The sequence below is a fragment of the Dongia sp. genome (assembly GCF_041910485.1).
Classification (GTDB): domain Bacteria; phylum Pseudomonadota; class Alphaproteobacteria; order Dongiales; family Dongiaceae; genus Dongia.
Genome location: NZ_JAYRQR010000013.1, coordinates 1 through 23559 on the forward strand (window position 1 = coordinate 1; position 23559 = coordinate 23559).

Genomic DNA, 23559 nt, shown 5'->3' on the forward strand with positions numbered 1-23559 from the left:
AATCTCGCTGATCGAAGCCGAAAGCTCCTCGGTTGCCGAAGCCACCGTTTGCACATTCTGCGACATTTCCTCGGTGGCGGCGGCAACTGCCGTCGATTGCTGCGCCGTCTCCTCGGCCGTTGCCGACAGGGTCTGCGCCGTTGCCTGCAATTCGGTGGCAGCCGAACTCACCACGGCAACGACTTCCGTGATCACGGTTTCAAAGGCCGACACGGCCTGTTCCATCTGCCGGCCGCGTTCCGCCTGCCGCTCGGCCTCTTGTTTGGCTTCCTGATCCAGCTTGCGGGCCTTGATCATACCTTCCTGGAAGACGAGGCTCGCCTTGGCGATGTCACCCATCTCGTCGCCGCGATCGGTCTCCGGCACAGTGATGTCCAGATTGCCGGTCGACATGGTCTGCAGCACACTGGCAATCGCTGTGGCGGGCCGGCTGATGCTGCGTACCAGCAAGATGCTGACTCCGACGCTCACGACCATGATCACGATGAGGGTCGAAACGATGATCGTCCGCGACTGTGCATAGATGGTGTCCCCCGTGGCGCTCGCGTCGCTTGCGCCCTTCCTGTTCAGATCGACGAGCTGAAGCAGAGTGGCGGATGCTTCGTCGTAATGCTGACGTGCCTCGCCTTTGAACAGGGCAGATGCCTCTTCATTCGCGTTCTTGCGTGACAGTTCCAGAACCTTATCGCTCAGTGCCAGGTAACTGCCCCATTGTTCGCCGAACGTATTGTAAATCTGTCGCTCTTCTTCGCTTGAAATCAGCGCTTCATAGATCTTGCGGTTCTCAGCGATTGTCTGGTTGGTTTGGTTGATATCCTTCTCAGCCTTGCCCATTTCCTCTTCCGTCGTCGACATGATGTGCGTTCCTTGGGCGATACGCAGGTCGGACGTGTTGGTGTTCAAGCGGTTGACGATGTCGACGCTTGGCAGCCAGTTGACCGTGATTTCCGTCGACTGATCGTTGACGATGCCGAGATTATAGATGGAGAGAACGCCAATAGAGAGGAGGCCAACCAAGAGGATGCCGACCGCGATGGATATTTTCACGGCGATGCGAAGGTTCTTCACGTTGTAGCTCCTGTTGGCCAAAGGCAAGATTTTCCCCGACGACGAGCGGGACTTTCATGCAACGTGCGGTGTGAACATTAACAAAGGTTCAAATCCGATCTGCATAAACGAAAGAATTCGATTCTATCCTTTCGTATAGGGAAAGAATTCGCAGAGCGCGGAATTCGTTGCTGACTCTAGGGTATTGGTCCTTGCTGCCTGCCACGCGCCTCCGATCAGCGCGCAAGACTCTTCAGGAATTCTTCGACTTCACGCTCAAGTGCCGATGTCTGTGCCATCAGGTCGGCGATTTCATGTGACACGCTGTCGGCGATGCGATTGGCGACGCTGATCGACGAAGCGACCGCCGCAATGCGGTTGTTGACGGCGCTGGTGCTTTGCGAGACGGTCTCGACGCTGCGGGCGATCTCGGTCGTGGCGGCACCTTGTTGTTCGACTGCGGCCGCGATAGCCGTCGTGGTGTCGCTGATGCGGCTGATGGTGCTGGCGATTGTGTGGATGGCGCTGGCCGATTGCCCGGTCGCCGATTGCATCGCCTTGATCTCGCCCGATATCTGATTGGTGGCGTCCGCGGTCTGGCGAGAGAGCCCTTTGACCTCGGCGGCGACGATCTGGAATCCGCGCCCAGCATCCCCTGCGCGGGCGGCCTCGATGGTGGCGTTGAGCGCCAGCAGATTGGTGTGACCGGCGATATCGTCGATAAGCTTCACGACATTGCCGATATGGTTTGCTGCCTGTTCGAGCGTGCTCACTGACTCGTTCGAACTGTTCGCCTCGCTCACCGCCTGATGGGCGATGGTGCTGGCGCTGGCGGTCTGGCGTTGGATCTCGTTGATGGCTGCCGTCAATTCTTCGGCGGCAGCAGCGACGCTCTCGACATTTTCGGCCGTGATGCGCGACGCTTCGGAAACGGCCTGCGCGTCGGCGGCGGCCGAATGCGATGAATTCAGCAATTCACTGGAACCGGATTGCAGATGTGCCGAGACTGTCTTCAAGGCACCGACCACACCGCCGACCTTGGTGCGGAACTCCTCGCCGATACGCTGCAATTCCTTGGCATGGCGGGCCTGCAATTCCTCGAAATAAGCCGAGACGGCAATATCCATGTCCAGCATGGCAAGCTGTGTCATCGCCGAGACGACATCGCCAATCTGCACGCTTGCACGATGTGCGTGGACGCGGGAGTAGCAGGCAACGACGGCGTGCCTGATCAAATGCGAAAGGGTGCGGTAGTAGGCGGCGATGTACCAGCGCGGCTCCAAGCCGATCCTGGCATGCACCAGGCCGATCTTCAGCGCAGATTGGAAATAGGTTTCGTCGAGCTGACCGGAGAACAGTCGCTTCCAATGCGCGGCCTGTGCAGAGCGCGCATATTCCATGCGCTTGCTATCGCTGAACATACCAGTGAGGTTCGGCCAATCGCCGAGATAGCGATAGAATTCGGCGATGGCATCCGGCAGTACCGCTTCGATCTCCGCTCGGAAGCCAGCAATAACTTTTAGGACATTTTGGTCGATACCGGAAAACGCAAGACGTTCCTGAATGTGCAAATTCTGCTGTGTCGTCTGCATGTGCCAAACCTGCCTGATGAATTCGTGAAGTTTTTGCGAGCAGCACGAGCGAGAAGCATGCCTCTCTTACTTAGGTTCCATAAGAATACTGAAAATATCATTACGAGAAAATCAGCGGTAATTCCTAACTCATGAATATAGGCACAAGTTGGCTGATTTAATTCGGATGAGCGTTGTGAAACCGACGTCAGCGCGGCAAGTCGGCACTGCTGCGCTACGACCAATTCTCCTTGGGCGAGATCGTCATCGATCCGCATCTCGGCTATCGCGTTCGTCTCGCGTGGTGTCGAGTGCGACCGATTGCTGCCGGTGCTGCCATTCGCTTTCGCCGGCATCGCTTCGTCTTGCCTCAGTTGCCGCTGATGCCGACACCGGACGAAGCCGCTCTGGGCTTGCCGAACCCGCCCACCCGCATGGGGTGATTATCGCGATGCCCTGGCCGAACTCGTCGAAGAGGCAACCAGCCAGGAACTCGGCGATCGCCTCGGCATCACGGAAGCGACCGCCAATGTCCAGGCTCACCGGATCCCCGCTTGCCGGGTACCCGCAACGGGACCGCGGCTGCCCGCAAGGCCCGCGACTTTGGGGTGATGGATTTTTAGTGTCGTAGCGTAAAGAAATATTGTTTGCGTTAAATGGTGCCTTGGCATCGTTTTCCATGACCGATCCTCACCTGGAAGTGAGAAAAGTTCAGTTTGCGACATGACGCCTAGTCGTTAATCGACTAACTGCAGTCGCACCAATTGCAGCCACGGGTGGGTGGAGCGCCTAGCAATAGGCCGATTGTTGGAGTGGGAATGTCGGATGGAGCCAAGAGCGGTTGTTTGATCATTGCCTGCGGCGCGCTTGCCAGGGAATTCCTGGCCGTGCGAGCCGCCAATGGCTGGTCGGACGCGCAATTGGCGATCACTTGTCTCCCAGCGATCTGGCATAACCGGCCGGAGAAGATCCCGGCGGGCGTCAGGGCGAAGATCCGCTGGGGCAAGAAGCGCTACGCCAAGATCTTCGTGCTCTATGGGGATTGCGGGACGGGCGGCGCGCTTGACGCGGTGTTGAAGGAGGAAGAGGTCGAACGGATAGACGGGCCCCATTGCTATGATTTCTTCGCCGGCCACCAGGCCTTCGAAGAAATGATGGAAGAGGAACTGGGGACCTTCTTTCTGACCGACTATATTGCGCGCCATTTCGATCGGCTGATCTGGCAGGGTATGGGCCTCGATCGCCATCCGGAATTGCGCGATGCCTATTTCGGGCACTACCGGCGCCTCGTCTATCTGGCACAGATCGACGATCCGGCGCTGACCGAACGGGCGGAAAAAGCGGCGGCGCGCTTGGGGTTGACCTTCGAGCGTCGTTTTACGGGTTACGGTGAGATGGCCACCTTCATGAAGCTGGCGGCCGCTTCGCAACAACAGGATTGAATAGAGATCATGGCGCAATTGGTCACCGTTTACTGGCGCGACATTCCGGCCCAGGTCATCGTCAAGAAGGGGCGCGACAGCGCCAAACGCCAACTCGACGAGCGCTTTGAAAAGGCGATCGACCGCGCTGCCATGCGCGCAAATCTGCGCGACACCGATTCGTACCTCGCCGAATGGCGCCGCGCCGCGCCGGTCGAGGTCAGTGACGATCTCGAAGCCGAGGTAACGAAGGCTGCGGCGGCGCTCGAAGCCGCCTATCCGGAAGAGAAGCTCAAGGAACTCGTCGAAGCGGGCGGCGTCGCCGCCGCCAAAGCGTAAAGGGGAGCAGAGCTCATGTACGCAGTGCGCCTCTGGTCGGTGCGCCACGCAAAGGGCCTCAACCGCTTCTACAAGGCGTTCGAGCGCGTCATTGTGGCCCTGCACCCGGTGTGGAACAAGATCGGCTACGACAAGGTCGAGCGCCCATTCCAGGTGATGGAAAAAGCCACCAAGGGTTTTCTCTTCGATTGCCAGATGTGCGGCCAGTGCGCGCTTTCGTCGACCGGCATGTCCTGCCCGATGAACTGCCCCAAGACCTTGCGTAACGGTCCTTGCGGCGGCGTTCGCCCCAACGGCCATTGCGAAGTGAAGCCCGAGATGAAGTGCGTCTGGGTCCAGGGCTGGGCGGGCGCTGAGAACATGGGCGACCTCTCCAAAATCAAGGACGTGCAGCTCCAGGTCGACAACAAGATCAAGGGCCGCTCTTCCTGGCTCCGCGTCGTGCGCATGGAAAAGAAGGTGGGCGAGTTCGCCCCGCCGCCGCCCAAGAAGCCGGTCGCGAAAAAGCCCGATGCCGCGGCGCCGGCAGCCGCTGCCAAGCCCGCTGCCCCCGGTGAAGGAAAGGCCGCGTGATGGACCCGCAGATCGATCCCGCCGCACCGCTCCCGCACCTTCCCGGCCATTCCTCCGGCGGCCGCCTGGAGCGCATCCTGCGCGCCGGCAAGTTTGCCGTGACAGCCGAACTCAATCCGCCGGACTCGGCCGATCCGCGCGACGTCTATGACCGCGCCCTGGTCTTGTCCGAAGTGTGCGATGCGATCAACGCGACCGATGCCTCGGGCGCCAATTGCCACATGTCCTCGGTCGGCATCTGCTCGCTGCTGACCCGTGCCGGCTATGCCGTCATCATGCAGATATCTTGCCGCGACCGGAACCGGATCGCCATCCAGGGCGATGTGCTGGGGGCGGCGGCGATGGGTGTCCAGAACATCCTCTGCCTGACCGGCGACGGTGTGCAGGCCGGCGACCAGCCGGAAGCCAAGCCCGTCTTCGATTTCGATTCGACCTCGCTGCTCCGCTGCATCCGCGGCATGCGCGACGAAGGGAAGTTCCTGTCGGGCCGCAAGATCACCGTGCCGCCGCGGGTTTTCCTCGGCGGTGCCGCCAACCCCTTCGTTCCGCCGGTGGCCCAGCGTGCCATCCATATCGGCAAGAAGATCGCCGCGGGCGCCCAGTTCATCCAGACGCAATATTGCTATGACGTGCCGATGCTGCGGAAGTTCATGGACCAGGTGCGCGAGCAGGGCCTGCATGAAAAGGCGTTCTTCCTGATCGGCGTCGGTCCTTTGCCCTCGTCGAAGACCGCCCGCTGGATGCGCTCCAATGTGCCCGGCGTCCATATTCCCGATGCCGTGATCGAACGGATGGAAAAGTCGAAGAACGAGAAGGCGGAAGGCAAGCAGCTCGCTATCGACCTCATTCAGGAGATCAAGGAGATCGAGGGCGTGGCCGGCGTCCATGTCATGGCCTATCGCCAGGAAGAATTCGTCAACGACATCATCCACGCTTCGGGCGTGATGAAGAATCGCCAGCCGCAACGCGCACCCAGGCCAGCCGAGCCGGTCAGCGTCGTAGCATAGCCAACAACATTGCTTCTCTAGAAAGGACTACCCGTTATGACTGATACCGTCGTCAGCTCGGCCACCAAGGAAATCGTGATCGGCTTCGATCGTCCCTTCTGCGTGATCGGCGAGCGTATCAACCCGACCGGCCGCAAGCTGTTGGCCGCCGAAATGGCCGCCGGCGATTACAGCCGCGTGAAGTCGGATGCTCTGGCCCAGGTTGAAGCCGGTGCGCATATGCTCGACGTCAACGCCGGCATCCCGATGGCCGACGAACCGCGCATTCTGGCCGAAGCGATCCAGCTGGTGCAGTCGCTGACCGATACGCCGCTCTCGATCGACAGCTCGATCGTCGCCGCCCTCGAAGCCGGCCTTGCCGTCTACAAGGGGAAGGCGCTGGTCAATTCGGTCACGGGTGAGGAAGAGCGCCTCGAAGTGGTGCTGCCGCTGGTGAAGAAGTACGGGGCCGCCGTCGTCGCCATCTCGAATGACGAGACCGGCATCTCCGAGGATCCGGACGTGCGCTTCGAAGTGGCCAAGAAGATCGTGCAGCGTGCTGCCGATTACGGCATCCCCTACAAGGATATCGTGGTCGATCCGCTGGTCATGCCGATCGGTGCCTTGGGCAATGCGGGGAAGTCGGCCTTCAGCCTGATCCGCCGCCTGCGCGAGGAATTGAAGGTCAACACGACCTGCGGCGCCTCGAACATCAGCTTCGGCCTGCCGAACCGCCACGGCCTCAACCAGTCGTTCCTGGCGATGGCGATCGGCGCCGGCATGACCTCGGCGATCATGAATCCGCTGCACATGGAAGAAATGACCGGCATCTGGGGCGCTGACGTGCTCATGGGTACCGACGCGCATTGCGCCCATTGGATCAAGCGCTTCCGCGAACCGACCCCGGAAGGCGAAGCCGGCGGCCGTGGTCGCCGCGAGCGCACCGGCCGTCGCGGCGGTGGCGGCGGCAGCTCCACCCCGGAAGCGGCGAACGCGTAAGAACTAAGCCCCCCTCCCCGGCCCTCCCCCTCAAGGGGGGAGGGGGTTTGGACCGAGTGGAAAAGACAACCTCGTTCCAATTCTCTCCCCCCTTGAGGGGGAGAGTTAGAGAGGGGGGTGAGCGACTGATAACTTCACCTTCCCCATCCTTGAGCCCGAGGATGGGGTTTGGCATTTTAGGGCGGCTTAAACCCATACGAGCATTGCAGGAATTCCCATCATGGCGGATGTCGGCGCGGCAGCTTCGGAAACCAACGGCAACAAGGACGAGGCGATGCTTGTCTTCATGCCGTCCGGCAAACGTGGGCACTTCGCCAAGGGCACGCCGATCTTGACGGCAGCGCGCCAGCTGGGCGTCGATATCGATTCCGTGTGCGGCGGACGCGGCATCTGTGGCCGTTGCCAGGTCGTCGTGTCGGAAGGCGAGTTCGCCAAGCTCGGCGTCACGTCCGACGCGCATCATCTTTCTGACTTCTCCAGTGTCGAACAGCGCTATGCGGACAAGCGCGGCTTGAAGCCAGGGCGGCGCCTCTCCTGCTCGGCCCAGCTCCTCGGCGATCTTGTCATCGACGTGCCGGCCGACAGCCAGGTGCACAAGCAGGTGGTGAGGAAGCGCGCCGAGATGCGCGACATCACGCTCGATCCGGTCATCCGCCTGCATTATGTCGAGGTGCAGGAACCGGACATGCACGACCCGACCGGCGATCTGCAGCGCCTGGAAAAGGCATTGAAGGCGCAGTGGAATCTCGAAGGTCTCGATTGCGACGTGCGCGCCATCCAGGGCTTGCAGCAGGCGCTCCGCAAGGGCGAGTGGAAGGTGACGGTTGCCGTCCATCAGGGTAAGCAGATCACCGCCGTCTGGCCGGGCTTCCAGGAAAAGATCTACGGCTTTGCCGTCGATGTCGGCTCGACTACCATCGCCGGGCATCTTTGTGACCTGCAGACCGGCGATGTCGTTGCCTCCTCGGGCCTCATGAACCCGCAGATCCGCTTCGGCGAAGATCTGATGAGCCGCGTCTCCTATGTCATGATGAATCCCGGCGGCGATGCCGACATGACCAAGGCGGTGCGTGAAGCCTTGAACGATTTGGCGCAAGCCGTCGCCAAGGAAGCGGGCTGCACCGTCAACGACATTCTGGAATGCACCTTCGTCGGCAATCCGATCATGCATCATCTGCTGCTCGGCATTAACCCCATTGAGCTCGGCTGGGCGCCCTTTGCGCTGGCGACCGACGGGCCGGTGCAGATCTGGGCATCCGAAATCGATCTCAAGGTCCATCCCAACGCGCGCATCTATGTGCTGCCCTGCATCGCCGGCCATGTCGGCGCCGATACGGCAGGTGTCATCCTATCCGAAACGCCTTACGAGGCGGATGAGATGACGCTCATCGTCGATGTCGGCACCAATGCCGAAATCGTGCTCGGCAACAAGCACCGCCTGCTGGCTGCATCGTCGCCCACCGGCCCGGCGTTTGAGGGCGCACAGATTTCCTGCGGCCAGCGCGCGGCCCCCGGCGCCATCGAGCGCGTGCGCATCGACCGCGCGACGTTGGAACCGCGCTTCAAGGTGATCGGCTGCGACCTCTGGTCCGATCATCCGGATTTCGCCAAGGAGACGGAAGCGTTCGGCGTCACCGGCATCTGCGGTTCCGGCATCATCGAGGCGCTGGCGGAAATGTTCCTTGCCGGCATCTTGACCCAGGATGGTGTCATCGACGGCGCTATGGCCGCGCAAAGCCCGCGCATCCAGGCCGAGGGACGCACTTTCCTCTATCTGCTCCATGACGGCCAGCCGCAACTCAAAATCACGCAGAATGATGTGCGCGCGATCCAGCTGGCGAAGGCCGCCCTCTATGCCGGTGCGCGCCTCCTCATGGACAAGCTCGGCGTCGAGAAGGTCGACCGCATCACGCTCGCTGGTGCCTTCGGCAGCCACATCGATGTCAAATACGCGATGGTGCTGGGCATGATCCCGGATTGCGACCTCGCCAAGGTGACGTCGGCTGGCAATGCCGCCGGCACGGGCGCCCGCATCGCCTTGCTCAATCGCGGGGCGCGCGAAGAAATCGCGCGTGTCGTGAAACAGGTGGAAAAGATCGAAACCGCGGTCGAGGCCAAGTTCCAGGAACATTTCATCGGCGCGATGGCTCTGCCGCACAAGACCGATCCCTATCCGCACCTCGCCAAGGCCGTGAACCTCCCGGCCCCGAAAATCGCCGCCCAACCCGACGGCGAAGGCGACGGCGCCCGCCGCCGCAACCGCCGCCGGGGATAGTGGATTGAATTTTCAGTCCGCCCCCACCCAACCCTCCCCCTGAAGGGAGAGGGCTTTTGGGCCGAGATTGCTTCCATCACCTCGCTCTAACTCCCTCTCCCTTCAGGGGGAGGGGTGGGGGTTCGTGCAGAATGTTCGATCTTGACGTGCGGACCCGAAAGCCTTCCCTTGCCGGCATGAACTCAATTTCCGACCCCCGCGGTTTCGGCATTTATATCCATTGGCCCTTCTGCAAGGCCAAATGCCCCTATTGCGATTTCAACTCCCATGTGCGGGAGCGGATCGAGGAAGAGGCGTGGCGCGAAAGCTATCTCAAGGAGCTATCGCACTTCGCGGCGATGGTGCCGGGCCGCACCGTCACCAGCATCTTCTTCGGCGGCGGTACGCCATCCCTGATGCAACCAGGCACGGCGGAAGCGGTGATCGATGCCGTGGCGCGGACCTGGCGCATTGCGAACGACATTGAAATCACGCTCGAAGCCAATCCGACCTCGGTCGAAACGGGGAAGCTCAGGGAATTCCGCGCGGCGGGGATCAACCGCATCTCGATGGGCATCCAGGCACTCAACGATGCTGATCTCAAATTCCTCGGCCGCCAGCACAATCAGGCGGAAGGGCTGAAGGCTCTGGGCCTTGCTGCCGAGACGTTCGATCGCTTCACCTTCGACCTCATCTATGCGCGGCCCGGCCAGACTGTCGCAGAGTGGCAGGCCGAACTGACGCGCGCGCTTACTTTCGCCGCCGATCACATCTCGCTCTATCAGCTGACCATCGAGACCGGAACGGTCTTCGAACAATCTCACGCGCGCGGCGATTTCGAACTGCCGTCCGAAGATGTGCAGGCCGAGCTCTACGAGCTCACCGCCGATATCCTGGGCGATGCCGGCATGGCGGATTACGAGATTTCAAACTATGCGAAACCGGGCAGCGAATCTCGCCACAATCTCACCTATTGGCGTTATGGCGATTACGTGGGCATCGGACCGGGTGCGCATGGTCGGTTGACGCTGGAGGATCGGAAAATGGCGACGCGCCAGCACCGCGCGCCGGAACGCTGGCTGGAAATGGTCGCGACGCAGGGCCATGCCACGCGCCAGTTCGACGAAGTGGATCGCGAGGCCCGCATCGCCGAACTCACCATGATGGGGCTGCGCCTTGCCGAAGGGATACCGCTTGCCCGCTTCGAAGCCGAAAGCGGCCGAACTTTCGCCGACTGCGTCGACCCCGTGCGCGTTAAGCGTCTCACCGAAGCCGGGTTTCTTGAGCTCGGCGATGGTTGGCTGAAGGCCACCCAGGCCGGGCGCCAGCGGCTCGACGCTGTCCTCGCCGAGCTGCTCGGCTAAAGGTACGGCGCCCGTATACTGATCCTCAGTTGATGAGGGCAGCGAAGGTCGTGGGGGCGGGGTCCTTCACGTTGAAGGTGCCACCGCCCACTTCGAGCACGGCAAGGCCGCGTTCGGTTTTGCCATCGGCCGTCAGGCGGAAGACACCCGTGACACCGGCAAAGCCCGACGGATCGGTGATCCGCGCTGCCGAGAAGTCGCCGCCTTCCTTCGACTGGGCGAGTGCCACGGCGAGCGTCACCGCATCGTAGACGATGGCGGCGCGCGGATCAGGGGCGGCACCATAGAGGTTCGCATAGCGCTGGGCGAAGGTCTGGAACCGGTCGGGTGCCGGTGCTGCGAACCAGCCGCCGGCCAGGGCCGGCTCGGCGGCGATGGCCGGATCCTGCCATTGTGCCGTGCCGAGGAGGCGCACCAGGCCCGTCGGCATTTCGAAGGCTGGCAGCATGGCGGCAAAGGCGCGCAACTTCTGCCCGCCCTCGGGGATCATCAGCGCGTCGAAGCCGCTGCGCTTATAGGCATCGGCCATCTCGCGCACGGGGATGGTGAGGTCCGGCGATTTCGGATCGTAGAATGTGACCTGCGCGATCGTACCGCCCGCTTTCACCACCTGCTCCTGATAGGCGGCGAGAACCAGCCGGCCAAAGGCGGAATTGGGGGTCATGATGGCAAAACGCTTCAGGCCTTGCCCCGCCGCATAGGAAACAACGCGGGCAATCTGGCTTTCCGGCGTCACGCCCAGCACATAGACGCCGGGCTGCGCCTGCGAGGAATCGTTGCTGAAGCTCACCATCGGCACGCGCGCCGCTGCGACCGGGCCTGCCGCCTGCTTCAGTTCCGCGCCGAAGAGGGGGCCCAGCACGATATCGGCTTTGTCGGACAGCACCTCGCGCGATGCGGCGGCTGGGCCGCCGGGTGTCGCACTGTCGCGTACCGTCAGCTTGAAATCGTCATTGCCGACATCGAAGAGGCCCATCTCGGCCGCCTGCAGCATCGAGCGGCCGAGGCTCGCCTGCGGACCCGAAAGCGGCAGCAGCAGCCCGACCTTGGTCTCGGTATCGGCGGGGACGACCGGCGTGCTCGGCGCCTGCACGACGGGCGGGTTGATGACGGGGGCAGGGGCCGGCTGGCTAACCTTGGGCGGGGGCGCTACGTTGGGCGCGCAGGCGCCAAGGGTGAGGGCGAGGAAGCTCGACATCAGGACGCCCGCCAGGAACGAGAGGGGGCGCTTTTTCGCAGCTTCGTCGATCATGGTTACTCCGGCGGTCAAACGATTGAGAAGAGATGACAAAGCCTAACGATAGCAGCGCGGCAAGTAAACTGGGGCCAGGGTCGGATCGGGGCGAATTGGGGCTGGTGGCGACACCGATCGGCAATCTCGGCGATATCAGCCCGCGCGCTGCCGACTATCTCAAATCGGCCGATGCGATTGCCTGCGAGGACAGCCGGATCACCATCCGCCTGCTGCAGCATCTGGGGTTGAAGAAGCCGCTCCTCACCTACCACGACCACAATGCCGAGGAGATGCGCCCGAAACTGCTGGGACGGGTCGCGGCGGGTGAGCGGGTGGCTCTGGTGTCCGATGCCGGAACGCCGCTCATTTCCGATCCCGGCTTCAAGCTGGTGCGCGCGGCGGCCGAGCAGGGGCTGAAGGTCACGGCACTTCCTGGCCCCTCGGCACCTTTGATGGCGCTCATCCTCTCCGGGCTACCCACCGATCGGTTCCTTTTTTTGGGCTTTCTGGCGCCGAAATCCGCCGCTCGTCGCGCCGAGCTCGAGGAAGTGGCGACCCTGCGCGCCAGCCTCATCCTGTTCGAGACGGCGCCCCGCCTCGTGCAGGCGCTCGACGATCTTCTTGCCGTTCTCGGCAACCGGCCGGCGGCGGTGGCGCGCGAACTCACGAAAATGTTCGAGGAAGTGCGGCGTGGCACCTTGCGCGAACTCCATGAGCATTATGCCGAAGCTGGCCCACCCAAGGGCGAGATCGTCATCGTCGTCGGCCCACCTTTGGCCGAGGCGCCGGCAACGGGCGACGATCTCGATGCCGCGCTGCTGAAGGCGCTGGGCGCCATGCGCGTCAAGGAAGCGGCCGAGGCGGTGGCGGCGGCGACGGGTCGGCCCAAGCGGCTCGTCTACCAGCGGGCGCTCGAACTCAAACAGCAAGCCAGTGACGACGATGGCGATGGCTGATCGTCGTCGGCGTGGGGCGCGTGCGCGCCGGCAGGGGCATGTCGCCGAGAGCCTCGCCGTCCTTTTCTTGCGCCTCAAGGGCTACCGCATCCTCGAGCGCAACTGGCGATCGAAGCTCGGCGAGATCGACGTGCTGGCGCGAAAGGGCGATCTTCTAGTCCTGGTCGAGGTGAAAACCCGGGGCGACGCCGCATCAGCGCGCGGGGCCGTCCTGGCGCCGCAGCGGCAAAGACTGATCAGATCACTCGGACATTATCTCAAGACCCGGCCGGAATTGGCTCACCTCGACCTGCGCTGCGATGTCGTCGCCTTTGCCAAGCTGGGTTGGCCCATCCATCTCAAGGATGCTTGGCGACCTGAAGCCTAACAAACAGTTAGCAGGTGTCGTTAATACATATCTTGAGGTCGAGTCGGAGTTCAGGCATGATTCGCGCCATGACACCGGCCCTGGCCAAAGTTGCGCGTTTCGTCTCGAACCATCCGTTGCGCCTGGCCGCCGGGGGAATCCTGCTGTTTTCCCTCTCAGCCTGCTCGCCGGTCGGGACCGCCGTGGGTGTCGCCGCCACCACCATCAACCTTGCCACCCAGGAACGCGGGCTGGTGACCGGGGTCGATGACAATCTGATCTGGGTCGGCATCAACGACCATCTGTTCAAGAAGGATGCCGTCCTTTTCAAGAATGTCAGCCTGCAGGTTCATGAAGGCCGCGTCCTGCTTACCGGCTTTGTGCCCAAGCCCGAAGATCGCCTCGCCGCCACCGAGATCGCCTGGCAGTCGAAAGGTGTGCGCGAAGTGATGAACGAAATGAAGGTCGGGCGAACGCTCGATTTCGGCGACTATTCGGAAGACGCTTTCCTCATCAACCGCCTGAAGCTGAAGCTGATGGCCGACCGCCAGATCCGCGCCAACAATTTCAGCATCGATTGCATCCGCTCGACCATCTACCTGATGGGTGTTGCCAAGACCGAGGCCGAACGTCAGCGGGTCATCGACCACGCCCGCGACATCGCCTATGTGCGCGCGGTGGTAAGCCATGTGCGTGTGGTGAGCGATCCGCTGCCACCGATCCCGGCCAAGCCTCCCGTCGAGCAGCCCGGTCCGGTCTCGGAACCGGTGGTGGCCAGCAGCGCGAACACGCTGCCATCGGCACCTATTTCGTCCGCGCCCATTACGTCCACGCAAGTTTCGGCCCAGCCCATCAGCTATACTGCCGGCGCCATGCCGGGCGGCGATCTGCCGAAATCGACGCAACCGGCGTCGCAAAAGAACGTTCCGCCTTCTCAGCCGTAACGCCGCCAAGGCCCAAAGCCGATGACCGAAGCGAACGCCCGCGCCGCGATCGAGGCCGACCTTGTGAAGGTCGGTGCACTGGCCGATGGCGATATCGATCTGGCCGAAGCGGCCTTGGCTCTCGCCGCGATCGAGCGGCCCGAATCGACGCGCCATCCCTACCAGATGCATCTGGCCAACATTGCCGAGGCGATGTTGGTCGGATCTGCGGCGCCCGAGATCAAGGAAGGTGGACAGGCTGGACTCGATGCGCGCTGCCGGCTGCTGGCCGATGTGATGGCGGGCCAGTACGCCTATCGCGGCGACCGCATGAATTATGACGACCTGCAGAACGCTGATCTCATGCGTGTGATCGACCGCCGCCAGGGTCTCCCCGTGGCACTGGCCATTCTTTACATCCATGCCGCCCGCAGCCAGGGCTGGCAGATCGAGGGCGTCAATTTTCCCGGCCATTTCGTCATCCGCCTGTTTCATGACGGCAAGGCGGCGATGCTCGATCCCTTCGATGGCGGCCGCGTGCTCGAAACCGGCGATCTCAGGCAGCGCCTAAAAACCACCTTGGGCGATGCTGCGGAACTGCAGCCGGGCCATTATGCCGCCATCGGCAATCGCGACATCCTGTTGCGGCTCCAGAACAACATCAAGGTGCGTCTCATCCAGGAAGGCAATCTACCGCGCGCCGCCACGATCGTTGAACGCATGTTGATGGTGGCGCCCAAGGTTGCCGCACTCTGGCGCGAATCTGGCCTCATCCAGTCGCGCCTCGGCAATCTGTTGGCAGCGAAACTCGCCTTGACGCGCTTCCTGGAACTTGCCGACAACGATTCCCAGCGCCATCAGGTGGCGCGCCTCCTCCAGGATATCAACCAACGCCTGCAGTAGGTGCTGCTTGCGCCGCCGGGGCAGGCGGCTAAACTGCCGGCCTATCTTCAAGGTGGGATTTCACATGTCGCTTGCTGTTGCCATCCAGATGGACCCGGTCGAAACGATCGATATAGACGGCGATTCCAGTTTTGTGCTGGGCCTTGCCGCGCAGCGGCGCGGCCACACGCTCTATCACTATCATCCGCGCGAGCTCTCCTGGCGCGACGGCAAGGTGACGGCGCGCGCGCGACCGGTCGAATTCCGCCGCGAACGCGGCAATCACGCGACATTGGGCGCCGAGGAGGTGCTCGACCTCTCCACCCTCGACGTCATCCTGATGCGCCAGGACCCGCCCTTCGACATGGCCTATATCACGGCGACGCATATCCTCGAGCGCATTCACCCCGAAACGCTGGTCGTCAACGATCCGGCCCATGTCCGCAATGCGCCGGAAAAGCTCTCCGTCACCGAATTCAAGAACGTGATGCCGCCGACGCTCATCACCAGCGACCGGCGTGAAATCCTCGCCTTTCGCGACGAGCATAAGGACATCATCCTGAAGCCACTCTTCGGCAATGGCGGCGCCGGCGTCTTTCATGTGAAGCCCGATGATGAGAACCTCGCTTCGCTGCTCGAGATGTTCACGCAATTCTACCGCGAGCCCATCCAGATCCAGCGCTACGAACCCAAGGTGCGTTTGGGCGACAAGCGCATCATCCTCATCGACGGCAAGGCGGTGGGCGCCATCAACCGTGTTCCGGCGCAGGGTGAGGCGCGCTCCAACATGCATGTCGGTGGCCAGGCGGTGAAATCGACGCTGACCAAGCGCGAGGAAGAAATCTGCGAAATTATCGGCCCGGAGTTGAAACGTCGCGGCCTCATTTTCGTCGGCATCGACGTCATCGGCGACTATCTCACTGAAATCAACGTCACCTCACCCACGGGCCTGCAGCAGATCAACCGCTTCGACGGTGTCTGTCTCGAAGACCGGATCTGGGATGCCATCGAAGCAAAGCTCTGAGCGAAGGGCCCCTCATTCCACGCATATGGGATGAGGGGCCGCTCCATCACGCGAATTCGAAATTCGCTGCCGTAAGCCCCGGCGTCTCAACGGCAAAGCGCGTCACCGCGACGGCCGCCTCCGCCCCGCTGCCGTCGGCATCCCACCAGACCGCTCCGGTTGATACCAGGAAGTAGCCATGACCCGCATCGGGTGGGGTGGGCAGGGTCTTGCTGGCCGAGAACAGCAGGTAATCCTCGATCGCGGCATCGTCGGCGATGCCGAAGGCGGCGCGGTCGAATGCAATCGAATCCTCGGCGACGTTGAAATCCTTGATCGTATCGATCCCTGATTCATGTGCGAAGCCGAACGTGTCGGCACCGGTCCCGCCGACCAGCGCATCGTTGCCGGCACCGCCAATCAGCACGTCATCGCCGGCATCACCGAACATGCGGTCGTCGCCGTCGGAACCCCACAGCACGTCGCCGTCATTGCCGCCCGAAAGCGAGTCGTTGCCATCCTCACCCACCAGCTGGTCGGCGCCGTCACCACCGGCCAGGCTGTCATTGCCGGTCCCGCCCAACAGCGTGTCGTTGCCGCTGCCGCCTTCCAGCAGATCGTTGCCGTCATTGCCTTCCAGCCAATCGTTGCCGGCATCGCCATAGACCTTGTCGATATCGTTGCCGCCCCACAGCGTATCGTCGCCATCATCGCCGTGCAGCGTGTCAGTGCCCGCATCGCCGATGATGCTGTCATTGCCTTCATTGCCGTTCACCAGGTCGGCACCGTCGCCGCCCCACATCGTATCGTTGCCTGTCCCACCGGCCAGGATATCGTTACCCACTTCGCCTGACAGATTGTCATTGCCGGCGCCGCCATTCGCATTGTCATCGCCATTGCCGGATTCGATGAAATCGTCACCGCCATCGCCGGACAGCGTGTCGTTGCCGTCACCACCCCACAGATTGTCGGTACCGTCGCCGCCCTTGATGATGTCGTTGCCGAGCCCGCCCACCAGCGCGTCATTGCCGGCATCGCCATTGAGCTGATCGTCGCCGAGCTCGCCGAACAAGGTATCGTTTCCATCGCCGCCATAGAGCAGGTCATTGGCGGCCTCGCCGTTCAGCTCGTCATTGCCCGCATCGCCGTATAGCCGGTCGATGCCGTTTCCACCCCACAGATGGTCGTCGCCTTCATTGCCGTTGAGCTTGTCATTGCCTTCGCCGCCGATGACCAGATCGTTCCCAAGACCGCCAGAGAGCGTGTCGTTGCCGTCGCCGCCGCGCACATCATCGTCGCCGGCGCCGCCATTGGCGAAATCATCGCCGTCATCGGCATAAAGGAAGTCGTTGCCGTCATCACCCTTCAGCGTATCGACCCCCGCACCGCCCCAGATATAGTCGGTGCCGGCCCCGCCCGAGAGATAGTCATTGCCGTTGTCGCCGCTCAGCTGGTCATCGCCGGCATCGCCGCGCAGCGAGTCATTGTCATCGCCGCCCCACAGCAGATCGTTGCCGTTTCCGCCGCTCAATGTATCGAGTCCGATATCGCCGATCAGGGCATCATTGCCATTGCCGCCATTCAGCGTGTCATTGCCGGCAAAGCCCCAGATCGTGTCGTTGTCGTCGGCCGGACCAGTGTCACCCGGCAGATTTGCCGCCGCCCAGCCGTTGATCGTGTCGTTCTCATCGGTGCCATAGATTTCTTCCGGCGCGTTCGTGCCGTTGATGATCGCCATGATTTGAAACTCCCCAAGACAGTTTGCAAAAAGGCGCCGAACCGCTGGGAAGTGTAGGAAAAACGGGCTTTTCCGGGCAAAAAATAAGTCAGTCTTGATTCGGCTCAGAAAATTCCTGAAACCTGCCGATGATAATGTGGGATCGCCAAAAAATGTGACGCGGCGCGGCCTTTAATCCTGGCTCTATTGCGTGACAGGCAGCGACGGCAGGCTCTCCTGGCGCCGCCGCTCACGGGCAAGCTTTGCCTCGCGATGGATGATATAGATGCCGCTCGCCACCACAATGGCACCGCCGACGATGAGATAGCGGTCCGGCCGCTCGGCAAAGAGCAGGAAGCCGATCAGGAATCCATAGACCAGGGCCATGTAATCGAACGGCGCCACGACCGAAACCGAAGCGCGGCGGAAAGCGGTGGTCAGTGCGATTTGGGCCGCGCCGCCCATGAAACCGATGAGGATGACGAGGCCAAGCTCGCTCCAATCCTGTGGCCAGCGCCAGGCAAAACTCGGGTCGATCGCGCCCAGCGGAATGGTGAAGAGCGACGTGAAGGTCGCGAACAAGGTGAAATAGAAGACAATCGTGGTGGACTGCTCGGTCGCGGCCAAGCGCCGGATCGAAATCATGGCCAGGGCGTAGAAGAGCGAGGCAAGAAGCGGTACCAGTGCTGCGATCTCGAACACGCCCGAGCCCGGCCGGGTCATGATGAGGACGCCGACAAAGCCCACCGTGACGGCGCTCCAGCGCCGCCAGCCGACCTTCTCACCAAGGAGCGGTACCGACAGGATGGTGAGGAAGATCGGCCCGGAAAGTCCCAGGGCGATCGCATCGGAGAGCGGCAGCAGTTGATAGGACAGGAAATAGCAGAACATGGCCGACACACCAGCAAGACCGCGCCACACATGGCCCCAGGGTCGCTCGGTGCGCAGGTTCAGCCTTTTCTCCACCACCAGCATGTAGGCAATCAGCGGCAGGAAGGCGAAGAGATTGCGCACAAACACGATTTCGCCGGTCGAGTAGCCGTAGGCTTCCGAGATATACTTCACCACCCCGTCCATCGAGGTGAAGATCAGGACTGCCAGGTTCATCAGCAGGATGGCCAGGACCGGCCGGTCGGTGGCGATCGCGCGAAGATGCGTAGGAGCTGGCGATGTCATGGGAGAATCTGCTGAGGAATGAAGGAAATCTGCGGAAATTGCGGGGCGACGTGTGATCGCCACCATAGCGACCAGCTTGGCAAAGAGCTATCCCGCTCGTGGAAATAACCGTGGGATCGGGATATCCTGGCGATGGATCGGGTCTGGTGAGGATCACATGCGTACCAGCATCTTTGGGCGTTACAGCAAACTTCTGGGCTTGGCGGTGGCTCTTGTCATCCTTGCCGGTGGTCATGCCCTGGCCGAGCCGCGCGTGGCGCTTGTCATCGGCAATGCCGGCTATGGGGCCGATATCGGCAACCTCGCCAACCCGGTGAACGATGCCAAGTTGATGCAGGCCTCGCTCGGCAAGGCGGGGTTCGATGTCATCCTGGTGACGGATGCCGACCAGAAGGAAATGAAGCGGGCCATCATCGATTTCGGCGACAAACTGGCGGCGGCCGGTCCCACCGTGACGGCACTTTTCTATTATTCGGGTCATGGTATCCAGGTCGGTGGTGAGAATTACTTGATCCCGCTGGATGCCCAGATCGAACGCGATGCCGATGTCGATCTTGAGGCAATTTCTGCCGATACAGTGCTCAAGCAGATGCAATTCTCGGACGCGCGGGTCAACATCGTCATCCTCGATGCCTGCCGCAACAATCCGCTGCCGCGCAGCTTCCGTTCGGCGCAGACGGGCCTTGCGCGCATCGACGCGCCGCGCGGTTCCTTCGTCGCCTATTCGACGGCGCCGGGCGATGTCGCTGCCGACGGCAAGGGCGACAACAGCCCCTATACGGCGGCACTGGCGACCGCCATCACGACCCCCGGCCTCAGCATCGAGGAAGCCTTTCGCAACGTGCGTGGCAGCGTCCTCAGTGAAACCGGCAATGCCCAGACACCTTGGGAATCCTCCTCGTTGACCGCCCCTTTCTTCTTTACGCCGAAGGCCGAGGCGGCGACCGCGGATGCTGCGCCGGCGGCGCCAGCGGGCGATGCGCGGGCGCTCGAACTGGCGTTCTGGGATTCGGTCAAGGCCAGCAAGGACCCGGCCGATTTCGTGGCCTATCTCGAGCAATATCCCAACGGCAATTTTGCGCGCCTCGCGCGCAACCGGCTCAATATGCTGACCGGCAATGTGGCATCTACGGCACCGGCCAAGGAAGTTGGCGTTGCCGAGGTTACATCGGACGAGACGCCACCTGCGGCGTCATCCGAGACCGCAAACCAGTTGGCCGGTGCGGCAGCCCCGACCGATCCGGACGAGGCGGCAAAGGCTTGCCGCAACGAGGATGCAACGCCCGAGGCGCATCTCGCCGCCTGCCAAGCGGCACTCAAAAAGGATGAGCTTGACCGCGTCGCCAAGGGGGATCTCACCAATGAGGTCGGCCGCGCCTATTACGATATGCAGCAATATGATCAGGCGATCGCTGCCTATGGCGAAGCAATGAAACTCGACCCGGCCGAGCCGGCCTATGTCTCCAATCTCGGTCTCGCCTTGTCGGATTCAGGGGATTACGCGGGCTCGGTTACCGCCTATGACAAGGCAATCAATCTCGACCCGAAGAATGTCTGGCACTATTACAATCGCGGCTACGCCAAACTGTATCAGGACGATCCGGCCGGGGCTGCGGCGGATCTGGATGCGGCCCTGGCGATCGACGAGAATTTCGATCTCCTCTCGACGCGTGGCTATGTGGCGCTGGCCGAGGGCAACGACAAGCAGGCTGTTGAATATACCAACCGGGCACTCGCCAGCGATCCCAATGGCTATAACATCAGCAGCATCGCCGTGCTCTATCTCGCTGGCCGCACCAAAGACATGATCGCCATGGCCGACCGGCAGATCGAAGAAAACGGCGATTACGGCTATGGGCAAATCTGGAAGGCGATGGCCCTGCAGCGCGAAGGTCAGTCAGGTGCCGCGCGATCGCTGCTGACGAAGACCATCAATGATCATCGCGAAGATTGGCCGGGCATACTGATGAAATGGATGGTGGGCAAGTTCGACGACGAAACTTTGCTTGCGAAGGCGCGCGAGGGAACCGACCAGGACGCGCGCAACCAGCTGTGCGAGGCGAACTTCTATCTTGGCGAGCATTATTTCAGCCAGGGCGACAAGGAAAAGGCGGCGGCCTATCTCGCCGCCGCCCTGGAAACCAAGGTCCATAACTATATCGAGTACTATTCCGCCGCCGCGCTTCAGAGACAGCTTGGCGCCAATTGATCGGGGCGGATTGATCAGACGTTGAAGCGGAAGTTGAAGATGTCGCCGTCCTCGACGACGTATTCCTTGCCTTCCTGGCGGAACTTGCCCGCTTCCTTGACGCCCGCTTCGCCGTTGAAGGCGATGAAATCGGCATAGGACATGGTCTCGGCGCGGATGAAGCCGCGCTCGAAATCGGTGTGGATGACACCGGCGGCCTCGGGCGCCTTGGCGCCCGCGCGCACGGTCCAGGCGCGGGCTTCCTTGGGACCCACCGTGAAGAAGGTGATGAGGTCGAGGAGCTTGTATCCGGCGCGGATGACGCGGGCGAGGCCGGTTTCCTTGAGACCCAGCGTCTCCAGGAACTCCTGCTTTTCCTCGTCGCTGGAGAGCTGCGCCACCTCGGCTTCGATGGCGGCAGAAATAACGACGGTGGCGGCACCCTGGGCCTTTGCCATCGCGTCGACCTTCTCAGACCAGGCATTGCCAGTGGCAGCAGCGCCTTCCTCGACATTGCAGACATAGAGCACGGGCTTGCCCGTCATCAGCTGCAATTGGCGGAAGCGGATCTTCTGTTCCGGCGACAGATCCTTCAGCACCGTGCGTGCGGCCTTGCCGGCACGCAGCGCCTCGACAGCGGGGGCTAGGACCTCGACCAGTTCCTTGGCTTCCTTGTCATTTCCCTTGGCGCGCTTCTGCGCATTGTCCAGTCGCTTTTCCACACTTTCGAGATCGGCCAGCATCAGCTCCGTCTCGACCGTCTCGGCGTCGCGGATCGGATCGACCGAGCCTTCGACATGGGTCACTTCGCCCTCGAAGCAGCGCAGCACATGGACGATGGCGTCGACTTCGCGGATGTTGGCAAGGAACTTGTTGCCGAGACCCTCGCCCTTGCTGGCGCCGCGCACCAGGCCGGCGATATCGACGAATTCCAATTGCGTCGGGATGAGCTTTGCCGATTTGGCGATCGCGGCGCACTTCTCCAGCCGCTCGTCCGGCACCGAGACGCGCCCGACATTGGGCTCGATGGTGCAGAACGGATAGTTCGCCGCCTGCGCCGCGGCCGTCGCCGTCAATGCGTTGAACAAAGTCGATTTGCCGACATTGGGCAGACCGACGATACCGCAGTTGAAACCCATGATCTTCGAACCTTCTACTTCGCTTCGCCCGCATCCCGCTTCGGTCCATCCTTGGGCGTATCCTTTGGCGGCGGCGGGTTGAGGGTGATGTTGATCTTGTTCATGTACTTGTTTTCGTCGGCGCTGAACAGCAAGGGCAGGTTCTCGGCGCAGACGGCGTTGATCTCGTCGACCAGCTTGCGCTCTTCCTTGCCGAAATCCATCAGCACGAAATTCTTCACGGCGGCCTTCACGCCGGGATGCCCGACGCCAAGCCGGATGCGCCAATAATCGGGCCCGATATGGGCATCGATCGAGCGCAAACCGTTATGGCCGCCGGCACCGCCGCCGCGCTTCACCTTCACCTTGCCCAGCGGCAAGTCGATCTCGTCATGGATGACTGTGATGTCGCCGGGTTCCAGCTTGTAGAACTGCATGGCCGCCTGAACGGCGCGGCCGGAATCGTTCATGAAAGTGGTGGGGCAGAGGCAGATGGTCTTTTCGGACCCGATCGTCCCTTCGGCGATGGCGCCGTGGAACTTCGACTTGATGGGCCCAAAAGAATAGCGGCGGACGATCTCGTCCACCGCCAGGAAACCGATATTGTGCCGGTTGTCGGCGTAGCGGGGCCCCGGATTGCCCAATCCAACGATAAGGCGCATCGCGGAGCCCCACTAATCCCGACGAATGTCGGCTTCTTACTTCTTCTTCGGTGCAGCGGCAGCAGCCGGGGCAGCGCCCTTGGCCGGAGCAGCAGCCGCACCCTTGGCCGGGGCGGCAGCACCAGCGGCGGGGGCGGCGGCAGCGGCCGGGGCCGCTTCAGCTTCAGCCTTCATGCCCGACGGCGCACCGATGGTGACCAGCGTGAAATCGCGCTCGCGCACGTTCGGCGTCGCACCTTCCGGCAGCTTGACCGAGCTGATGTGGATCGAACCGCCGATATCGAGACCGGTGAGGTCGACCTCTACCATCTGCGGGATGTGATCCGGCGCGCAGATGAACTCGATCTCGTGACGGACCAGGTTAAGCACGCCACCGCGCTTGATGCCTGGAGCGGCCGATTCGTTGCGGACCACGACCGGCACGTTGACGTGGATCTTGGTGTCCTTGCCGACGCGCTGGAAGTCGACATGCAGCGTGCGGTCGGTGACGACGTCGAACTGCACGTCGCGCGGCAGGACGCGATGCTTCTTGCCGGCAATGTCGATGTCGAGAAGGGTGGCGAAGAAGCCCTTCTTGTGGATGTGGCGGTCGATCTCCTTGGGGTCAAGCGAGATCAAAGTCGGTTCTTTCTTGTCACCATAAATGACGGCGGGCACTCGACCAGTGCGACGTGTGGCACGGGCGGCCCCCTTCCCGGCGCGGTCGCGAGCTTCCGCGCTGACGGACTGAACTGCGGACATTGCTGTCTCCTATCGTTTCGCAGTTACCAATAACCGGACCATCCGGTTATCGACCGACC

General features: G+C 62.1%; 22 protein-coding genes. 13 read left to right on the forward strand and 9 right to left on the reverse strand.

What is annotated here, in order from left to right; translation table 11 throughout:
* From ACE3PP_RS03135 to ACE3PP_RS03145, 3 genes are all read right to left on the reverse strand, one after another.
* Positions 1-1068 (reverse strand): MCP four helix bundle domain-containing protein (locus ACE3PP_RS03135; protein ID WP_374377850.1); only part of this gene is annotated, 1068 nt, incomplete at its 3' end.
* 215 nt (positions 1069-1283) lie between these two features.
* Positions 1284-2639, reverse strand: coding sequence for a protoglobin domain-containing protein (locus tag ACE3PP_RS03140; RefSeq protein ID WP_374377852.1), 1356 nt, complete (start codon positions 2637-2639; stop codon positions 1284-1286).
* Between the two features lie 243 nt (positions 2640-2882).
* The gene (locus tag ACE3PP_RS03145; protein WP_374377854.1) at positions 2883-3299 is read right to left on the reverse strand and encodes a hypothetical protein; all 417 of its coding nucleotides are present in this window, start codon (positions 3297-3299) and stop codon (positions 2883-2885) included.
* Between the two features lie 137 nt (positions 3300-3436).
* Here ACE3PP_RS03145 and ACE3PP_RS03150 point away from each other — a divergent pair, with 137 nt between their 5' ends.
* The 7 genes from ACE3PP_RS03150 (at position 3437) to hemW (ending at position 10554) form a co-directional block, all read left to right on the forward strand.
* Positions 3437-4060: a DUF1638 domain-containing protein gene (locus tag ACE3PP_RS03150; protein ID WP_374377856.1), complete on the forward strand. Its 624-nt coding sequence runs from the start codon at positions 3437-3439 to the stop codon at positions 4058-4060.
* A 9-nt stretch (positions 4061-4069) separates the two neighbouring features.
* On the forward strand, positions 4070-4378 hold the full coding sequence (locus ACE3PP_RS03155; RefSeq protein WP_374377858.1) for a virulence factor: 309 nt from the start codon (positions 4070-4072) through the stop codon (positions 4376-4378).
* 15 nt (positions 4379-4393) lie between these two features.
* A complete protein-coding gene (locus ACE3PP_RS03160; RefSeq protein ID WP_374377860.1) occupies positions 4394-4951 on the forward strand; it encodes a methylenetetrahydrofolate reductase C-terminal domain-containing protein in 558 nt (185 codons plus the stop codon).
* Positions 4951-5958 carry a methylenetetrahydrofolate reductase gene (locus ACE3PP_RS03165; protein ID WP_374378339.1) on the forward strand — a complete coding sequence of 336 codons (1008 nt, stop codon included), beginning with the start codon at positions 4951-4953 and terminating at the stop codon, positions 5956-5958. Before ACE3PP_RS03160 ends, ACE3PP_RS03165 begins: the two co-directional genes overlap by 1 nt.
* A gap of 36 nt (positions 5959-5994) precedes the next feature.
* Positions 5995-6936 carry a methyltetrahydrofolate cobalamin methyltransferase gene (locus tag ACE3PP_RS03170; protein ID WP_374377862.1) on the forward strand — a complete coding sequence of 314 codons (942 nt, stop codon included), beginning with the start codon at positions 5995-5997 and terminating at the stop codon, positions 6934-6936.
* A gap of 220 nt (positions 6937-7156) precedes the next feature.
* Positions 7157-9211 carry an ASKHA domain-containing protein gene (locus tag ACE3PP_RS03175; RefSeq protein ID WP_374377864.1) on the forward strand — a complete coding sequence of 685 codons (2055 nt, stop codon included), beginning with the start codon at positions 7157-7159 and terminating at the stop codon, positions 9209-9211.
* A gap of 176 nt (positions 9212-9387) precedes the next feature.
* The gene (gene hemW, locus ACE3PP_RS03180; protein WP_374378341.1) at positions 9388-10554 is read left to right on the forward strand and encodes a radical SAM family heme chaperone HemW; all 1167 of its coding nucleotides are present in this window, start codon (positions 9388-9390) and stop codon (positions 10552-10554) included.
* 25 nt (positions 10555-10579) lie between these two features.
* Here hemW and ACE3PP_RS03185 read toward each other — a convergent pair whose 3' ends face one another.
* Positions 10580-11806: a penicillin-binding protein activator gene (locus tag ACE3PP_RS03185; RefSeq protein WP_374377865.1), complete on the reverse strand. Its 1227-nt coding sequence runs from the start codon at positions 11804-11806 to the stop codon at positions 10580-10582.
* Between the two features lie 32 nt (positions 11807-11838).
* On the opposite strand from ACE3PP_RS03185, the gene rsmI reads away from it, so the two are divergent.
* From rsmI to gshB, 5 genes are all read left to right on the forward strand, one after another.
* The gene (rsmI, locus tag ACE3PP_RS03190) at positions 11839-12744 is read left to right on the forward strand and encodes a 16S rRNA (cytidine(1402)-2'-O)-methyltransferase (protein ID WP_374377867.1); all 906 of its coding nucleotides are present in this window, start codon (positions 11839-11841) and stop codon (positions 12742-12744) included.
* Complete coding sequence (locus ACE3PP_RS03195; RefSeq protein ID WP_374377869.1) at positions 12737-13111, forward strand: YraN family protein; 375 nt, start codon at positions 12737-12739, stop codon at positions 13109-13111. Before rsmI ends, ACE3PP_RS03195 begins: the two co-directional genes overlap by 8 nt.
* 56 nt (positions 13112-13167) lie before the next feature.
* Positions 13168-14034 carry a BON domain-containing protein gene (locus ACE3PP_RS03200; protein ID WP_374377871.1) on the forward strand — a complete coding sequence of 289 codons (867 nt, stop codon included), beginning with the start codon at positions 13168-13170 and terminating at the stop codon, positions 14032-14034.
* Between the two features lie 21 nt (positions 14035-14055).
* Entirely contained in the window at positions 14056-14916 is an 861-nt protein-coding gene (locus tag ACE3PP_RS03205) for a SirB1 family protein (protein WP_374377873.1), read from the forward strand.
* 64 nt (positions 14917-14980) lie between these two features.
* Positions 14981-15919 carry a glutathione synthase gene (gene gshB / locus ACE3PP_RS03210; protein WP_374377875.1) on the forward strand — a complete coding sequence of 313 codons (939 nt, stop codon included), beginning with the start codon at positions 14981-14983 and terminating at the stop codon, positions 15917-15919.
* Between the two features lie 46 nt (positions 15920-15965).
* Here the strand turns inward: gshB and ACE3PP_RS03215 are convergent, their stop codons facing one another.
* Both ACE3PP_RS03215 and ACE3PP_RS03220 read right to left on the reverse strand, forming a co-directional pair.
* Positions 15966-17636 (reverse strand): calcium-binding protein, encoded by a 1671-nt coding sequence (locus ACE3PP_RS03215; RefSeq protein WP_374377877.1) that lies wholly within the window; start codon positions 17634-17636, stop codon positions 15966-15968.
* Between the two features lie 183 nt (positions 17637-17819).
* A complete protein-coding gene (locus ACE3PP_RS03220) occupies positions 17820-18791 on the reverse strand; it encodes a DMT family transporter (RefSeq protein WP_374377879.1) in 972 nt (323 codons plus the stop codon).
* A gap of 157 nt (positions 18792-18948) precedes the next feature.
* On the opposite strand from ACE3PP_RS03220, the gene ACE3PP_RS03225 reads away from it, so the two are divergent.
* Positions 18949-21000, forward strand: a complete 2052-nt coding sequence (locus tag ACE3PP_RS03225) for a caspase family protein (protein ID WP_374377881.1) — start codon at positions 18949-18951, stop codon at positions 20998-21000.
* A gap of 14 nt (positions 21001-21014) precedes the next feature.
* On the opposite strand, the gene ychF is transcribed toward ACE3PP_RS03225, so the two are convergent.
* Genes ychF through ACE3PP_RS03240 form a run of 3 tightly spaced genes read right to left on the reverse strand, consistent with a single transcriptional unit; the run spans position 21015 to position 23500 of the window.
* Positions 21015-22118, reverse strand: coding sequence for a redox-regulated ATPase YchF (ychF, locus tag ACE3PP_RS03230; protein WP_374377883.1), 1104 nt, complete (start codon positions 22116-22118; stop codon positions 21015-21017).
* 14 nt (positions 22119-22132) lie between these two features.
* Positions 22133-22759: an aminoacyl-tRNA hydrolase gene (gene pth, locus ACE3PP_RS03235; protein WP_374377885.1), complete on the reverse strand. Its 627-nt coding sequence runs from the start codon at positions 22757-22759 to the stop codon at positions 22133-22135.
* Between the two features lie 36 nt (positions 22760-22795).
* Positions 22796-23500, reverse strand: coding sequence for a 50S ribosomal protein L25/general stress protein Ctc (locus ACE3PP_RS03240; protein WP_374377887.1), 705 nt, complete (start codon positions 23498-23500; stop codon positions 22796-22798).
* Positions 23501-23559 lie beyond the last annotated feature (59 nt).